This is a genomic window from Frigoribacterium sp. PvP032, from assembly GCF_017833035.1.
In the GTDB taxonomy this organism is placed as follows: Bacteria; Actinomycetota; Actinomycetes; order Actinomycetales; family Microbacteriaceae; genus Frigoribacterium.
In genome coordinates this window covers 1,548,217-1,563,477 of the sequence record NZ_JAFIBM010000001.1, presented here as the reverse complement: position 1 = coordinate 1,563,477, position 15,261 = coordinate 1,548,217, and the positions used below count along the sequence as shown (strand labels likewise).

At 71.5% G+C, this 15,261-nt stretch carries 15 protein-coding genes; 3 read left to right on the top strand and 12 right to left on the bottom strand.

Going from position 1 to position 15,261, the window contains the following annotated elements:
* Positions 1–144: 144 nt before the first annotated feature.
* Positions 145–1,896, top strand: a complete 1,752-nt coding sequence (locus JOE35_RS07205; protein WP_209560515.1) for a hypothetical protein — start codon at positions 145–147, stop codon at positions 1,894–1,896.
* A 55-nt stretch (positions 1,897–1,951) separates the two neighbouring features.
* Positions 1,952–3,010, top strand: a complete 1,059-nt coding sequence (locus JOE35_RS07200; protein ID WP_209560514.1) for an AI-2E family transporter — start codon at positions 1,952–1,954, stop codon at positions 3,008–3,010.
* Between the two features lie 3 nt (positions 3,011–3,013).
* Here JOE35_RS07200 and JOE35_RS07195 read toward each other — a convergent pair whose 3' ends face one another.
* The 11 genes from JOE35_RS07195 to JOE35_RS07145 all read right to left on the bottom strand — a co-directional run bounded on the left by JOE35_RS07195 (position 3,014) and on the right by JOE35_RS07145 (position 13,512).
* Positions 3,014–3,772: an alpha/beta family hydrolase gene (locus tag JOE35_RS07195; protein ID WP_307802980.1), complete on the bottom strand. Its 759-nt coding sequence runs from the start codon at positions 3,770–3,772 to the stop codon at positions 3,014–3,016.
* Positions 3,769–4,071 carry a hypothetical protein gene (locus JOE35_RS07190; RefSeq protein ID WP_209560513.1) on the bottom strand — a complete coding sequence of 101 codons (303 nt, stop codon included), beginning with the start codon at positions 4,069–4,071 and terminating at the stop codon, positions 3,769–3,771. The genes JOE35_RS07195 and JOE35_RS07190 overlap by 4 nt, the downstream gene beginning before the upstream one ends.
* Before the next feature lie 106 nt (positions 4,072–4,177).
* A complete protein-coding gene (locus tag JOE35_RS07185) occupies positions 4,178–4,969 on the bottom strand; it encodes a lytic transglycosylase domain-containing protein (protein ID WP_245186067.1) in 792 nt (263 codons plus the stop codon).
* Positions 4,970–5,027: 58 nt separating this feature from the next.
* Positions 5,028–5,588, bottom strand: coding sequence for a DivIVA domain-containing protein (locus JOE35_RS07180; protein ID WP_245186430.1), 561 nt, complete (start codon positions 5,586–5,588; stop codon positions 5,028–5,030).
* Positions 5,589–5,635: 47 nt separating this feature from the next.
* Positions 5,636–6,634 (bottom strand): phosphatidate cytidylyltransferase, encoded by a 999-nt coding sequence (locus JOE35_RS07175; protein WP_209560511.1) that lies wholly within the window; start codon positions 6,632–6,634, stop codon positions 5,636–5,638.
* Complete coding sequence (frr, locus tag JOE35_RS07170; RefSeq protein ID WP_245186429.1) at positions 6,635–7,153, bottom strand: ribosome recycling factor; 519 nt, start codon at positions 7,151–7,153, stop codon at positions 6,635–6,637.
* A gap of 72 nt (positions 7,154–7,225) precedes the next feature.
* Positions 7,226–7,945 (bottom strand): UMP kinase, encoded by a 720-nt coding sequence (pyrH, locus tag JOE35_RS07165; protein ID WP_209560509.1) that lies wholly within the window; start codon positions 7,943–7,945, stop codon positions 7,226–7,228.
* Between the two features lie 94 nt (positions 7,946–8,039).
* On the bottom strand, positions 8,040–8,867 hold the full coding sequence (gene tsf / locus JOE35_RS07160; RefSeq protein ID WP_123546429.1) for a translation elongation factor Ts: 828 nt from the start codon (positions 8,865–8,867) through the stop codon (positions 8,040–8,042).
* A 45-nt stretch (positions 8,868–8,912) separates the two neighbouring features.
* On the bottom strand, positions 8,913–9,863 hold the full coding sequence (gene rpsB, locus JOE35_RS07155; RefSeq protein WP_209560508.1) for a 30S ribosomal protein S2: 951 nt from the start codon (positions 9,861–9,863) through the stop codon (positions 8,913–8,915).
* 336 nt (positions 9,864–10,199) lie between these two features.
* Positions 10,200–11,921: a BCCT family transporter gene (locus JOE35_RS07150; RefSeq protein ID WP_209560507.1), complete on the bottom strand. Its 1,722-nt coding sequence runs from the start codon at positions 11,919–11,921 to the stop codon at positions 10,200–10,202.
* Between the two features lie 70 nt (positions 11,922–11,991).
* Positions 11,992–13,512, bottom strand: coding sequence for a sugar porter family MFS transporter (locus JOE35_RS07145; protein ID WP_209560506.1), 1,521 nt, complete (start codon positions 13,510–13,512; stop codon positions 11,992–11,994).
* A 78-nt stretch (positions 13,513–13,590) separates the two neighbouring features.
* Between JOE35_RS07145 and JOE35_RS07140 the strand changes: the two genes are divergently transcribed.
* Positions 13,591–14,199, top strand: coding sequence for a M23 family metallopeptidase (locus JOE35_RS07140; RefSeq protein ID WP_209560505.1), 609 nt, complete (start codon positions 13,591–13,593; stop codon positions 14,197–14,199).
* A gap of 44 nt (positions 14,200–14,243) precedes the next feature.
* On the opposite strand, the gene JOE35_RS07135 is transcribed toward JOE35_RS07140, so the two are convergent.
* On the bottom strand, positions 14,244–15,185 hold the full coding sequence (locus JOE35_RS07135; RefSeq protein WP_209560504.1) for a tyrosine recombinase XerC: 942 nt from the start codon (positions 15,183–15,185) through the stop codon (positions 14,244–14,246).
* Positions 15,186–15,261: the final 76 nt, after the last annotated feature.

Below are 15,261 nucleotides of genomic sequence, written 5' to 3'. Positions count from 1 at the left end.
TATCCGACCAGCCTGAGTGCCGCACCCCGCCCCTCCTCAGGGACCGTCGTGCGCTCCTCGGACACTCTCGCGAGCTCCCCCGACCGCTAAAATCGTCGCGCCGGGCACGTGACCAGTGCCCGCCACGGACGCGAGGGAGACACAGTGGCTGCTGACGACACGGAATTCGGGACCGAGCTGCGCGGCTACCGCAAGGACGACGTCGACGCCGCCCTCGGCGATCTCCGCCGTGAGCTGATCAAGGCCAACGCCGACCGTGCCGAGATGGCCGCCTCCGTCAAGCACCTCCAGACCCGCCTCGACGACCTGCAGACCGAGCTGGAGGAGGCAGGCACGCCCACCTACGCCGGTCTCGGCAGCAAGCTCGAGCAGACCCTCCGGCTGGCGGAGGAGCAGGCGACCGCCCTCGTCAGCAAGGCCGACATCGACTCGGAAGAACTCCGCACGTCGTCGACGAGCGAGGCCCGCCAGGTCCTCGCCGACGCCCGCGAGCGCGCCGACGCCCTCCTCGAGGACGCCCGCGGCCGCGCCTCGGCCCAGGTCGCCGAGAGCACCGGCGAGGCCGACCGCATGGTCGCCAGGGCACGGGCCGAGGCGCGCTCGCTCCTGCAGGAGGCGCAGCGCGACTCCTCCGCCATGCGCGGCGCGGCGGCCACCGAGTCCGCCGAGAACGTCAGCACGGCCCGGCACGAGGTCGCCGCGCTGCACGCCACTGCCGAGCGCGAGGTCGCCGAGCTGCGCGCGCAGGTCGAGCGCGAGGTCGCCGACGCCCGCGACGGCGCGGCGACGCTGGCGCGCGACACCGAGCAGGCACGGGCCGCGTTCGTCGCCGAGGACGAGCGCGTGCACGCCGACCTCGTCCGTGAGTCCGAGACGGTCCGCGCCGAGCTGGCGCGCCTCGACGAGACCACCCGTGCCGACCTCGAGCTCGAGGTCGCCACGCGCCGGGACGACCTCGCCCGCGAGATCGAGACCGCCCGCGCTGAGCTCGACGACGACGTCGACACCGGCCGCGCCGAGCTCGCCGACCACGTCGCGGTCACCAGGGCGGAGCTCGACGCGGACGTCGTGCAGACCCGTGCCGCTCTCGAGCGCGAGGTGGAGGAGGCGCGTCTCGCGGCCCGACGCGACGTCGAGGCCGCGAGGGCCGACCTCGAGCACGAGCTGTCCACGGCTCGGGAGGCCCTCGCCGCCGAGGTCGCGGCGACCCACGAGCGCCTCGCACGCGAGGTGCAGCAGCAGCAGGACCGTCTCGAGCGAGAGGCTGTCGAGGCGCGCGCCGCGGTCGACGCCGAGACGGTCAACGCGAGGGCGGACCTCGATGCCGAGGTCGCCGAGAGCCAGGCCCGGCTCGTCGACGACGAGGAGGCGCAGCGCGTGCGCCTGGCGGCGGAGGCCGCCACCCAGCAGGCCCGCCTCCTCGCGGATCGTGAGGCTGCCGTCGCCGAGCTCGCCCGCGAGCTGGAGGATCGCCGCAGCGACGCGGAGATCGAGCTCCGCACCCGCCGCGACGAGGCCGAGCGCGAGCTGGTGCAGCGCCACCACGCGGCGGTGGCCGAGACGCAGGCCTACCTCGACGACGCCGCCGAGCAGCTCGAGGAGGCGCGACAGCGCGCTGTCGAGACCCGCCGCGAGGCCGACGAGCTCGAGCGCACGTCGCACGAGCACGCGCGCACCGTGCGGTCCGAGGCCGACGCGACGGCCCACGACGTCCTCTCGAACGCCGAGCAGCGCTCCGCGAGCCTCGTCGACGAGGCGGAGCGGAAGGCCGCCGAGCTCACCGACGACGCCGAGCGGCGCCTCGCCGAGATCCGCGAGGAGCGCGACGCCGTCGCCGGCTACCTCGAGAACCTGCGCGCCGTGTTGGCCCCGCAGGCGCAGGGTACGTCAGAGTAGGCAGTCGGTGGCGTCGAGATGGACGGCGCACCGGCCGTCGACAGGAGCCGCCCGCGTGAAGATCCACGACCCCTTCCGCCTCGGCCTGCTCGCGGGCCTCGGCGTGATCGCCGCGCTCGTGATCGGGGGCGCCCTCAGCGAGCTGTCGACGATCCTCACCTACGTGGGCGCCGCGATCTTCATCGCCCTGGGGCTCGATCCGATCGTCTCCTGGCTCGAGAACCGCTCGGTGCCGCGCTGGCTCGCCATCGTGATCGTCTTCACGGTCGCGATCGGGGCGTTCGTGGGCGTGGTGTTCGCGATAGTCCCCGTCATCGTCAGCCAGGCCACCGTCCTCATCACGAACCTGGTCACCTACCTGCAGAGCGTGACCACGCAGGAGTTCGTCGACAACCTGCAGGCGCTCGTGCCCCAGAACTTCTTCGACGTGCAGGAGTCCCTCGACTCGGTCCTCGACTTCCTGACGAACCCCGACAACGTCGTCACGATCGGCGGCGGGGTCCTGGCCGTCGGCGTGGCCATCGGCAACGGGGTCTTCGCCACCGTCGTCGTGGTCATCCTGGTGCTCTACTTCACGTCGTCGATCAACACGTTCAAGGCCGGCATCTACCAGCTCGTGCCCGCGTCGAAGCGCGTGCGGTTCGCCGACATAGCGGAGCAGATCAGCCAGTCCGTGGGTCGCTACGTGATCGGCCAGTTCACGCTGGCCGCCATCAACGGCGTGCTCAGCTTCATCTTCCTCAGCTCCATCGGGGCCCAGCAGCCGGCCGTCTTCGCCGCCATCGCGTTCCTCGGCTCGATCATCCCCCTCGTCGGGACCATCAGCGGCTCGGCGATCATCGTGCTCGCCCAGATCGTGCTGCTGCCGGACTCCCCCGCGACCTGGGTCACCGCGGCCATCTGGTACCTCGTCTACATGCAGGTCGAGGCCTACGTCCTCAGCCCGCGCATCATGCGCCGTGCGGTCAAGGTACCGGGAGTCGTCGTCGTCATCGCAGCCCTCACCGGCGGCACGCTGCTGGGCGTGCTCGGCGCCCTCATCGCCATCCCGGTGGCCGCCTCGATCCTCCTGATCATCCGCCAGGTCGTCGTGCCGCGGCAGGACGCCCGCTAGGGCCTAGGAGGCGGCGGACGCGTTCCCGGTCGGAGGCCACGTGGTCGGGAGCGGCAGCGCGTCAGGCGCGACGCGCCTCACGATCTCGTCGAGCACGCGCGACGTCTGCTTCTCGCCCACCCAGAGGTGCTTGCCGCCCTCGACCGCGACCACCTCGACGCGGGGCACGACGGAGAACCGGGCCCGCGCCTCCTCGGGCTGCAGGTAGTCGTCGTGCTCGGGCACGACGGCGACGATCGGCACGTCGGACTCGTTCCAGGCGGCGAGCTCGGCGTCGGTCGTGCGGTGCAGGGGCGGAGACAGCAGGAGGAGCCCCGCGACGTCGACGCCGCGGCCGTGCTTCAGCGCGACCTCGGTGCCGAACGACCAGCCGAGCAGCCAGGGCGTCGGCAGGCCGGCCCCCTGGACCAGGGCGACGGCGGCCCTCAGGTCGGCGGCCTCCGCGTCGCCCTCGCCGAAGGAGCCCTCTGACCGCCCCCTGGGCGACGAGACGCCGCGGAAGTTGAACCGCAGCACAGCGACGTCGGCCAGGGCCGGGAGCCGTGCCGCTGCCTTGCGGATGACGTGGGAGTCCATGAACCCGCCGGCCGTCGGGAGCGGGTGCAGCGTGACCAGGGTGGCGACGGGATCCCGGTCGAGGGGCAGCGCCAGCTCCCCCACCAGCGTCAGGCCGTCGGAGGTACGAAGCTCGACGTCGGAGCGCCGAGCCGGGAGCTCGACTCCACCGCGGACGTCGATGGTCGAGGCGGGGGGCAGGGTCACGAGATCCTCCAGCAGTGGGTGTGCCAGTGTCGGCGTGAGGCGAGGTCGTCCTGCTCGCCGAAGAGGCCGTCAGCTCGCCACACGACCAGGTGGGGCGTGCCCGGGGAGACGGTCAGCCCACAGCCGGGGCAGACGTACTCCTTGACGGCCGAGGACGCGGAGACCGACTGGACGACGAACTCTCGTCCGCGCCGCGTCTCGGTCCGCGGGCCGCCGAACAACGAGCGGGCCAGGTCGCGCTCGTCACGGGCATCTTCCGCACGGTCGCGCGGACGGCGCGGGCGGTTGCTGCGGGGCATGCGCTCCAGCGTAGCCGGACGGCCAGCCGCCGTGGACCGGCGGTGCTGGACCGGCGGTGCTGGGTCAGCGGTGCTGGCTCAGCGGTGCTGGCTCAGCCGTGTTGGCTCAGTACCAGCCGACGGACTGCGAGTGGCCCCAGGCGCCGCACGGGGTGGTGTAGCGGCCCTGGATGTAGCCGAGGCCCCAGGTGATCTGGGTCGCCGGGTTGGTCTGCCAGTCGGCGCCCGCCGAGGCCATCTTGCTGCCGGGCAGCGCCTGCGGGATGCCGTGGGCACCGCTGGAGGCGTTGTGGGCGTTGATGTTCCAGCCCGACTCCTTGTTCCAGAGCGAGACGAGGCAGTCGTACTCGCCGGTGCCCCAGCCGCGGGCCGCGACCATCTCGGCGGCGATCGCCTTGGCCGTGCCGGGGTCGGGCACGCCGGCGACGGGAGCCGCGCCGGACGAGGAGGACTTCTTCGCGCTGCCGGTCGACGGGGCGGCAGGCTCGTCGGACGAGGCCTGCTCGACGACCGGTGCGGGCGGCGGCGGAGGCGGCGGCAGGGTGACGCCGTACTGGTCACGGTCGGCCGCGAGGACGACGTTGGCACCGACGACGAAGGTCTGGCCGGGAGACACCAGGGCGGCCGCGCCGCCCGTGGTCGTCGTCGCTGCCTCGGCGCCCGAGAGAGGGTTGACGAGGGAGGCGGAGAGGAACGCGAAGGTGGCGGCGAAGCCCATCAACGGGAGGACGTACCGACGTCCCGCCGAGGGCTGGGAGCGCGGGACCGGCCGCGGAGCCGGTCGGGCCACGAGCGACGCGGGCACGCGCCGCTTCTCGATCGTCCGAGGTCTGCTGACGACCAGCCGCTGCTCGGAGAGAGAGTGGCCCGTGGTCGAGTTCGCTGAGTGCCTGCCCATGAGTCCGTCAAGGGTAACGGATCCGTCACGGATCGGCCAGGGCCTCGCGGGCGCGTCGTCAGCGGACGGCGAGCATGACGTCGACCACCGCGTCGAGGAGCACGTCGACCTGGGCCTCGCGGTATCCCCCGCGCCGGGCGCGGAACACCGAGCCGCGCACGTCGTCGATGCTGAGCGCCTTGCCGTCGGAGAAGTAGCCCTGCAGCCGACGCGCCAGCCGGTCGACGTCCTTCGGGTGGTAGCCGACGGTCAGCAGGCTGACCCGGTCGAACCGCTGGCCGAGCGGGCGGTCGAGCCGCGCCACGATCTCCTCGGCCGCGCTGCGCGCCTCGCCGTACCAGCCCTCGTCGCCGGCCGCGCTGACCGCCCGGTCGCGCTCCCGACTCGCGAAGGCGTCCTCCAGACGCTCGAGGGCCTGGTCGACGTGGGCGGGCGAGTAGCCGCCCTTGCGCATCGCGAACGCTGCACGGCGGATGCGAGCCGAGTCGACGGACGACGGCGACTCGCCGCCACCCGTGTAGGCGGCCCTCGCCTCGGCGAGGAACGCCTCGACCTCGGACACGTCGTAGCCGCGCTGGCCCTTGGGCACCGTCGGGAATGTTGAGCTCACGCCGTCCATCATGCCGCATCGACCCCTCGGGCCAGCCGTCGGCGCCTCGTGTCAGATCAGGTGACGAGCAGGTACAGCGCGTAGGCCGCTGCCGCGGACGGCAGCGTGCTGTCCAGCCGGTCGAGGAACCCGCCGTGGCCGGGCAGCCACGTGCTGATGTCCTTGATGCCCAGGTCGCGCTTGATGAGCGACTCCGACAGGTCGCCGATCGTCGCCGTGAAGATGATCACGCCGCCGAGCACGAAGCCGAACCACCAGGGCTCGTCGAGCATCAGCCACGAGGTCAGCACGGCCGCGATCAGGCTGGCGGCCACCGACCCGGCGAAGCCCTCCCACGTCTTCTTCGGGCTGATGCGCGGGGCCATCGGGTGCTTGCCGAAGTTGAGGCCGGTCGCGTAGGCGCCCGTGTCGACGGCGATGACGATGATGAGCGTCGCCAGGGTCCAGTTCGCGCCGTTGGGCTCGGCCGCGAGGACGAGCATGAAGCTGCCGAGGAACGAGCAGTAGATCTGCACGAAGGCCCCGGCACCGATGTCGCGCCAGACGACGGAGGCGGGCTTGCGGTGCGAGGGACGCACCAGCTCCGCGACCCGCCACAGCGAGACGACGAGGACGCCGCCGATGAGGCCGAGCCACTGGCCCTGCACGCCGAAGACGAAGGCCAGCGGCACCATCGCCAGGCCCACGAGCACGCTGGGCAGACGCGGCACGTCGCGCCCCGCGAACCGCAGCGCACTCGTCAGCTCGAAGCAGAGCGAGCCGATGAGCGCCCCGGCCACGATCATGAAGAACGCCGGCTCGAAGACCAGGCTCAGCAGGACAGCAGCCCCGAGCCCGACGCCGACCGCGATGGCGGCGGGGAGGTTGCGCCCCGTCCGGGCAGTCAGCTTCTCGTTGCGGGCGCCGAGCTGGGCCCGGCGGCTGCGGATCTGGTTCTCGAGGTCGTGCCGCGCGGCCTGGGCCCTGGCGTCGAAGTCGGCGCGACGGCTGCCGAGGGTGGTCTTGGGTGTCGGCGCCGACTCGTCGGGGCGTGCGCCGTCGGGAGCGTCGCTCATCTAGACCTCGAGCAGCTCGGCTTCCTTCTTCTTGAGCGCGTCGTCGATCTGGTCGATGAAGGACTTCGTGACCGCCTCGAGCTCCTTCTCGCCACGCGCGACCTCGTCGTCGCCGACCTCGGTCTTGAGGGCGTCGAGCGACTCCTTCGACTTGCGACGGATGTTGCGGATCTGGACCTTGGCGTCCTCGCCCTTGCCGCGGACGATCTTCACGAACTCCTTGCGGCGGTCCTGTGTCAGCTCGGGGATGGTGACGCGCACGATCGTGCCGTCGTTCGTCGGGCTGGCGCCGAGGTTCGGGAAGGTCGCGATGGCCCGCTCGATGTCCTTCAGGGCGGACTTGTCGTAGGGCGTCACGATCATGGTGCGCGCCTCGGGGACCTGCAGCGACGCGAGCTGCGCCAGCGGCGTCGGGGTCCCGTAGTAGTCGACCGGGATCTTCTGGAACAGGCCGGGGTTGATCCGGCCGGTCCGCACCTGCCCGAAGTCCGTCTTGGCCGAGTCGAGTGCTCGGTCCATCTTCTCGCGTGTCTCGGTCAGTACGTCAGTGATCGTCACGATGCTCCCTTGGTTCGTCGTCGAGCTTAGTCGTCAGTTGCTGACGAGGGTCCCGATGCGCTCGCCCCGGATGGCGCGGGCGATGTTGCCGCCGCCCTCCATGCCGAAGACGTGCATCGGCATCCCGTTGTCCATGCAGAGGCTGAAGGCGGTCGAGTCGACCACCTTCAGGCCCTTGACCAGCGCCTCCTGGTAGGTCAGGCGGTCGAGCTTGACCGCGGTCGGGTCGTGGCGCGGATCGGCCGAGTAGACACCGTCGACGCCGTTCTTGGCGACCAGGACCTCGGCTGCGCCGATCTCGAGCGCGCGCTGCGCCGAGACGGTGTCGGTCGAGAAGTAGGGCAGCCCCGCGCCCGCGCCGAAGATGACGACGCGGCCCTTCTCGAGGTGGCGCTCCGCGCGGCGCGGGATGTAGGGCTCGGCGACCTGGGTCATCTCGATGGCGCTCTGCACGCGTGTGGCGGCGCCTGCCTGCTCGAGGAAGTCCTGCAGGGCGAGGGCGTTCATGACGGTGCCCAGCATGCCCATGTAGTCGGCTCGCGCGCGGTCCATGCCGCGCTGGCTGAGCTCGGCGCCGCGGAAGAAGTTGCCGCCGCCGACGACGATGGCGACCTCGACCTCCTTCGCGGCCTCGGCGATCTCGCGGGCGATCGCCCCGACGACGTCGGGGTTCACGCCGAGCTGCCCTCCCCCGAAGGCCTCGCCCGAGAGCTTGAGGAGGACGCGTCGTCGTGTGGTGGTCTCTGTCGTCATGTCTGGTCTCCCTCGTGTCGTGGCCGTAGCCAGGGTACTGGGCGCACGAACGGGGTCCGGGACGCGTGCGTCCCGGACCCCGTCCTGTGGCTGGCTAGGCGCCGACCTTGATCCGGGCGAAGCCCTGGATCTCGATGCCGGCCTGCTCGACGACCTTGGCGACCGACAGCTTGCTGTCCTTCGCGTAGGCCTGGTCGAGCAGGGCGATCTCCTTGAAGAAGCCGGTCAGGCGACCCTCGATGATCTTCGGCAGGGCAGCCTCGGGCTTGCCCTCGTTCTTCGCGGTCTCCTCGACGATGGCGCGCTCCTTGGCGACGTCCTCGGCGGGGACCTCGTCGCGCGACAGGTACGTCGGCGCGGCGAAGGCCACGTGCTGGGCGATCGAGCGAGCGGTCTCGGCGTCGGAGCCGGTGTAGCCCACGACCACGCCGACCTGCGGGGGCAGGTCCTTCGAGGTCTTGTGCAGGTAGATCGCGAACTCGGTGCCCTCGACACGGGCGACCGTGCGGAGCTCGACCTTCTCGCCCATGAGCGCGGCCTCGTCGTTGACGAAGGCCTCGACGGTCTGGCCGCCGATGGCGGCGGCGTTGCCCTCGGCGGCGTCCTTCGCGCCGGAGGCCGCGACGGCCTCGAGCACGGAGTCGGCCAGCGCGATGAACTTCTCGTTCTTCGCGACGAAGTCGGTCTCGCTGGCGAGCTCGATCAGGGTGGCGTAGCCGCCCGACGCCTTGGCGGCGACGAGGCCCGCGGTGGTCTGACGGCCCTCGCGCTTGGCGACGCCCTTCAGTCCCTTGACGCGCAGGATCTCGACGGCCTTCTCGATGTCGCCATCGGCCTCGACGAGCGCGTTCTTGCTGTCCATCATGCCCGCGCCGAGGCGGTCACGGAGGGTCTTCACGTCAGCGGCGGAGAAATTCGCCATTGTCTGACTTCCTTTCGTGGAGTCGGAAGGGGGGAGGTGGGGGTTCTACTTGGCGTCCGCGGCGGCGGCGTCGTCAGCAGGCTCGGCGGCGGTCTCGTCGCGGGGCTCGGCGACGGGCTCGACGACCGGCTCGCCCAGGGGCTTCTCGGCGACCTGAGCGTCGGCGTCGTTCTCCTCGACGGGAACGGCCTCGACGGGCGTCTCGGCGGCGGGAGCCGACTCGGCGGCCTTGGCCTCGCCCTGCGCGAGCAGCTCGGCCTCCCACTCGGCGAGGGGCTCGACGGGCGCGTCAGCGTCCTCCGGCTTCTGGTGACGCTGCACCAGGCCCTCGGCGGCAGCGTCGGCGACGATGCGGGTCAGCAGGCCGACGGAGCGGATGGCGTCGTCGTTGCCGGGGATCGGGAAGGTGATCTCGTCGGGGTCGCAGTTCGTGTCGAGGATGCCGATGACCGGGATGCCAAGCTTCTTGGCCTCGTCGATCGCGAGGTGCTCTTTCTTGGTGTCGACGACCCAGAGGGCGGACGGCGTCTTCGTGAGGTTCCGGATGCCGCCGAGCGTCTTGTGCAACTTGTCGAGCTCGCGCTTCTTGATCAGGAGCTCTTTCTTGGTGAAGCCCTGGGTCGTGTCGTCGAAGTCGATGTCCTCGAGCTCCTTCATGCGGGCGAGGCGCTTCGAGACCGTCTGGAAGTTGGTCAGGAGACCACCGAGCCAGCGCTGGTTCACGAAGGGCTGGCCGACGCGGTTCGCCTGCTCGGCGATGGAGCCCTGGGCCTGCTTCTTGGTGCCGACGAAGAGGACGGTGCCGCCGTGGGCGACCGTCTCCTTGACGAAGTCGTACGCCTGGTCGATGTAGCCGAGCGACTGCTGCAGGTCGATGATGTGGATGCCGGAGCGCTCGGCGAGGATGAATCGCTTCACCTTCGGGTTCCAACGGCGGGTCTGGTGTCCGAAGTGGACGCCGCTGTCGAGCAGCTGGCGGATGGTGACGACGGCCATGGTCGTTCTCCTAGTTCTGCGGCGCGCGCGGACGCGAGCCTGTTGTCGGTTGTCTGGGCGGCCGGACGGCCGCCGCTGCCTGGTGCCCGGGCACGCATCCGCCGTCCGTGCCGGAGCACGGTCGGACCGAGTGGATGCGGAGGCCGGTGTCACGCCGCGGGCGGCTGAGCTGCGGGGCAACTGAGCTGCGAGGACGAGGTGCGTCGAGACGCACGGGCACGCGAAGTCAGCCTGCTGGGCAGGCTGCGTGCTCATGGTAGCACCGACGAGGGGCGCCCCGGCGATGCGGGACGCCCCTGCGGGTCGTGCTCCGGCGAGGGCGCGAGCCCTGGCCGGTCAGCGCGGGCGGCGCGTCAGGAAGCCGAGCGGCCGACGCCTCGGGTGGGCCGCCTCCTCGAGTCCGAAGTGGTCGCCGATGCTGTCGCGGAACTGACGACGCTGCGCCCTGAGGAACTTGCGGTGCTCCTCGTCGAACGCCCGGAACGTCGCGACGCAGATGCCGATCATGACGACGCTGAAGGGCAGCGCGGTGATGATCGCCGCGGTCTTGAGGGCGTCCAGGCCGCCGGTGAGCAGCAGGGCGATCGCGACCAGGGCCGTGACGACGGCCCAGAAGATGCGGACCCAGGTCTTGGGCTCGGTGTCGCCGCCGGTCGAGATCATCCCGAGCACGAGCGAGCCCGAGTCGGACGACGTGATGAAGAAGAGGCCGATCAGCAGGATGGCGCCGAACACGGCGATCGAGCCGCCCGGCAGCCCCTGGAGCATCTCGAACAGCGCGCCCTCGGTGTCGACCGAGCCGTCGGCCGAGACCAGGCCTCCCCCGCCGAAGACCTCGCGGTAGAGGGCGGCGCCGCCCATGACGCTGAACCAGAGGAACGTGAGGATCGTCGGAACGACGAGCACGCCCGTGACGAACTCACGGACGGTGCGGCCCTTGGAGATGCGGGCGATGAAGATGCCGACGAAGGGCGCCCAGGACATCCACCAGCCCCAGTAGAAGGTGGTCCAGCTGCCCTGCCAGGCCTCGCCCTCGGCGCCGGAGAAGGCACTGACGGTGAAGGTGAGCCCGACGACGTTCTGCAGGTAGGCGCCGAGCGACTGGACGAAGTCGCGCAGGAGGAAGAGGGTCGGGCCGCTGACCAGCACGAAGACGAGCAGCAGGGCGGCGAGCACGATGTTGATGTTCGAGAGCCACTTCATGCCCTTGCCGACGCCGCTGACGAGGGAGAAGATCGTGACGCCCGTGATGGCGGCGATCAGGATCACCTGGACGACGATGGTCGGGTCGGCGATGCCGGCGGCGGAGAGGCCCGCGGAGATCTGCAGGACGCCGAGGCCGAGCGACGTGGCGACGCCGAAGAGCGTGCCGACGACCGAGACGACGTCGATCAGGTTGCCCCAGCCGCCCTTGACGCGGTCGCCGAGGAGGGGCTCGAGGGCCCAGCGGATCGAGACCGGGCGGCCGCGTCGGTGGATCGCGTACGCCATGCCCAGGCCGACGACGATGTAGATCGACCAGGCGTGCACGCCCCAGTGCAGGTAGGTCTGGCTGAGCGCCTGGCCAGCGAGCTCGTTGTCGTTGCCCGTGACGCCGGGCCGGGGGCTGGCGTAGTGGCTGAGCGGCTCGGCGACGCCGTAGAAGACCAGGCCGATGCCCATGCCCGCGGCGAAGAGCATCGACAGCCAGGAGCCGCGCGAGAACTCGGGCTCGTCGTCGTCCTTGCCGAGCTTGATGTCGCCGTAGCGACTGAGGCCCATCCACAGTGCGAAGACCACGAAGACGGCGGCCAGCAGCACGTAGTACCAGCCGAACGCGCCGACGATGCCCGACTGCACGGCGCCGAAGAGCCCCTCCGCGATCTGGGGGAAGAGCATCGCGAACACCACGAACGCGAGGATGATCGCGGCCGCGGGCCAGAAGACCCACGGGGCGAACGCACGCTTCCTCGAGGCGCCGGAGGGCGCCTCCTCGTCACGGGACGCGACAGCGGTCGCGCCCTCCGTCGAGGGTCCGTCGGCAGGCTCGACCGGGGTCGAGTCGTCGGCGTGGCTCATGAGAACGTCCTTCCACAGCGAGAACGCCCCGCCCGGTGCCGGGCAGGGCGTTCGTCGATGATGCCAGAGATCAGGCGCGAGCGCTCCCCGAGGACTTCCCCGTGGAGGACTCGACGGCGGAGACGCCCATCTCCTCGAGGCTGCGGCCCTTGGTCTCGGGGATCTTCGCGAGCACGAAGAAGAACGAGATCAGGGCGAAGGCCGCGAAGATGCCGTACGAGAGCGTGAGGCTGACGGCGGCGAGCGACGGGAACGACACCGTGACGATGAAGTTGGCGATCCAGTTGGCCATGCTGCCGACGCCGAGCGCCGTCGCACGGATGCTGTTCGGGAACATCTCGCCGAGCAGCACCCACATCAGCGGGCCCCAGGTGGCGCCGAACGACACGACGAAGAGGTTGGCCGCGACGAGGGCGACCGGGCCCCAGGCACCGGGCAGCTGCGGGTCGCCGCTGGAGTCGACGACCGACTGGCTGAACGAGATCGCCGTGACGGCGAGGCTGACGAACATGCCGATCGAGCCCGCCAGCAGCAGCGGGCGCCGGCCGACCTTGTCGACCAGGCCGATCGCCACGAAGGTGACGACGACGTTCACCACGGCGGTGATGGTCGAGATCGTGAACGAGTCGCTCTCCTGGAAGCCGACGGCCTGCCAGAGGGTCGTCGAGTAGTAGAAGATCACGTTGATGCCGACGAACTGCTGCAGCACGGCGAGGATGATGCCGACCCAGACGATCGGCTGCAGGCCGAACCTCGTGCCGCGGATGCTCGACTTCTTGTCGAGTGCGGCCTCGGTCGCTATGGAGTCCGTGATCTCCTTCAGGCTCGTGTCGACGGTCTCGGCGGGCACGATGCTCTTCAGCACGTCCTTCGCCTCGTCCTCCCGCCCTTCTCCGGCGAGGTAGCGCGGCGACTCGGGCAGTCGCCAGGCGAGGAACCCGTAGACGACGGAGGGGACGATCCCCACCAGGAACATCCAGCGCCAGGCGGCGAGGCCGAAGAGCGACGGCTCGGAGGCGCCGCCCGCGGTGACCGCGAAGAGCTGGTCGGAGAGCAGGGCGACGAAGATGCCGAGGGTGATGGCGAGCTGCTGGAACGACGCGAGCCGACCGCGGATCGCCTTCGGCGAGACCTCGGAGATGTACGCCGGAGCGATCACCGAGGCGATGCCGATGCCGAGGCCGCCGATGACGCGCCAGAGAACCAGGTCCCAGACGGCGAACGCGAAGGCCGCGCCGATCGAGCTGATCAGGAACAGGGCCGCGCCGATGAGCATGACCTTGATGCGGCCCATCTTGTCGGCGAGCCGGCCGGCGATGTACGCGCCGATCGCACAGCCGATCAGGGCCGAGGCCACGGCGAAGCCGGAGGCGAACTCGGTGAGCCCGAACTCGTCGGTGATGCTCTGCACCGCTCCGTTGATGACTGACGAGTCGAAGCCGAAGAGGAAGCCGCCGACGGCTGCGGCGACTGCGAGAGCCGTCACCCGTCTGTTCAGGCTCTTCGTCGTCTCTGTTGATCGCGCCGCGTTCGACACTGGGTCTCCGTTCCACTGCTCGGGGAGCGGGCCCGCGCCGTCGCTCCCCCACATCCGTCGTGCACAGGTGTTCGTGCACGCGTGAACAGTACGCCCGGTGCGGGATCGGTGCACACCCGGCAGAGTCGCACGATGGACACCGCCTGTCGTCCGGGTCGCACCCGGCAGCGCCGCCCCCTCCCCCGCCTCCTCGGCCTGTTCGGCCTAGTCGGCCTGGGCGGCCTGATCGGCCTGGTCGGCCTGCTGGCCGCGGTGGGGCCGGACGCCGGCACCCCGGCGCGTGCTGCGGCGGCCTCGTCGATGTCAGCCCCGTCGGCACCTGTCGTGCCGTGGTCGTGGCCGGTGTCCGTGCCGCATCCCGTCGTGCAGGCCTTCACGGCCCCCGAGCACCCGTGGTCGCCAGGGCACCGCGGCATCGACGTGGGCACGCCGGCGGGCTCGGACGTGACCGCGCCGGACGACGGGGTCGTGCACTTCTCCGGCGTCGTCGTCGACCGCCCGGTGCTCTCGATGCGCCACCCGGACGGCGTCCTGAGCAGCCTCGAGCCGGTCGTGAGCGACCTGGTCGCCGGCGATCCCGTCGTGCGCGGCCAGGTCGTGGGGACGGTGCAGGCCGGACACTGCCCCGACGTCGAGTGCGTGCACCTCGGCGCGCGGATCGACGGCGAGTACGTCTCGCCGCTGCTGATGCTCGGGCTCGGGCGCCCGTCGGTGCTGCTGCCCACGCGGCACCGCCGCTGACGCACGACGGACACGGGCCTCCCCGCGGACGCCGCGCCGACGGCTCAGGCCCGGGGGTGGGCCGTGCGGTAGCTCTCGCGGAGCCGCTCGGTCGACACGTGCGTGTAGATCTGCGTGGTGCCGAGGCTGGCGTGCCCGAGCAGCTCCTGCACGGCGCGGAGGTCGGCGCCGCCGTCGAGCAGGTGGGTCGCCGCGGTGTGCCGCAGGGCGTGGGGGCCGGCCGGTCCGCCCCCCGGGAGGTCGACGAGCAGTCCCGCCACGAGCCTGTGCACGGCTCGGGTGCCCAGCCGGGCGCCGCCCGCGCCGAGGAACGCCGCCCGTCGCGCGTCGTGGGCTCGGCCGGGGTCTGCAGGGACGACCGCGGCGAGCGCCGGCCTCGCGAGGGCGAGCCACCGGTCGAGGGCCTCGGCCGCGGGGATCCCGAAGGGCACGACCCGCTGCTTGCCGCCCTTGCCCGTCACGAGGACGGTGTTCCGTCCGAGGTCGAGGTCGCCGACGTCGGTGCCCACCAGCTCGGACACGCGCAGGCCCGATCCGTAGAGCAGCTCGACGACGGCGAGGTCGCGCACGGCCCCGGGGTCGGCCGTGTCGGCCCTGACGGCGAGCGACCGCAGCACGCCGTCGATCTGCGGCGAGGTGAGGACGCGGGGCAGGTGGCTCTCCGCCTTGGGGGCGCGCAGTCGCACGCCCACGTCCGCGGGCGTCCGGTCGGTCTCGTCCAGCCAGCGGGTGAAGGCCCTGGCGCTCGAGGCCCGCCGCGCGAGGGTCGTACGCGCGAGGCCCGACTCGGTCGAGCGCCAGAGCCAGTCGCGCAGCAGCTCGAGGTCGAGGTCGGCGGTGACCGGCGGCCGGCCGGCCCGCTCGGCGGCGTGGGCGTCGAGGTCGTCGAGGTCGGACGCGTAGGCCCGGACGGTGTGCTCGCTGAGCCCGCGGCCGTCACGGAGGTGGGCGAGGAACCGCTCGACGTCGCCGAGGAGGCGCGTCACGGCCTGCGCCGCCCCTCGCGGCCGACCTCGGTCGTCTCCCGCGCCCCGGGGCCGCCGCTCGTCGCTCGCACGTCGT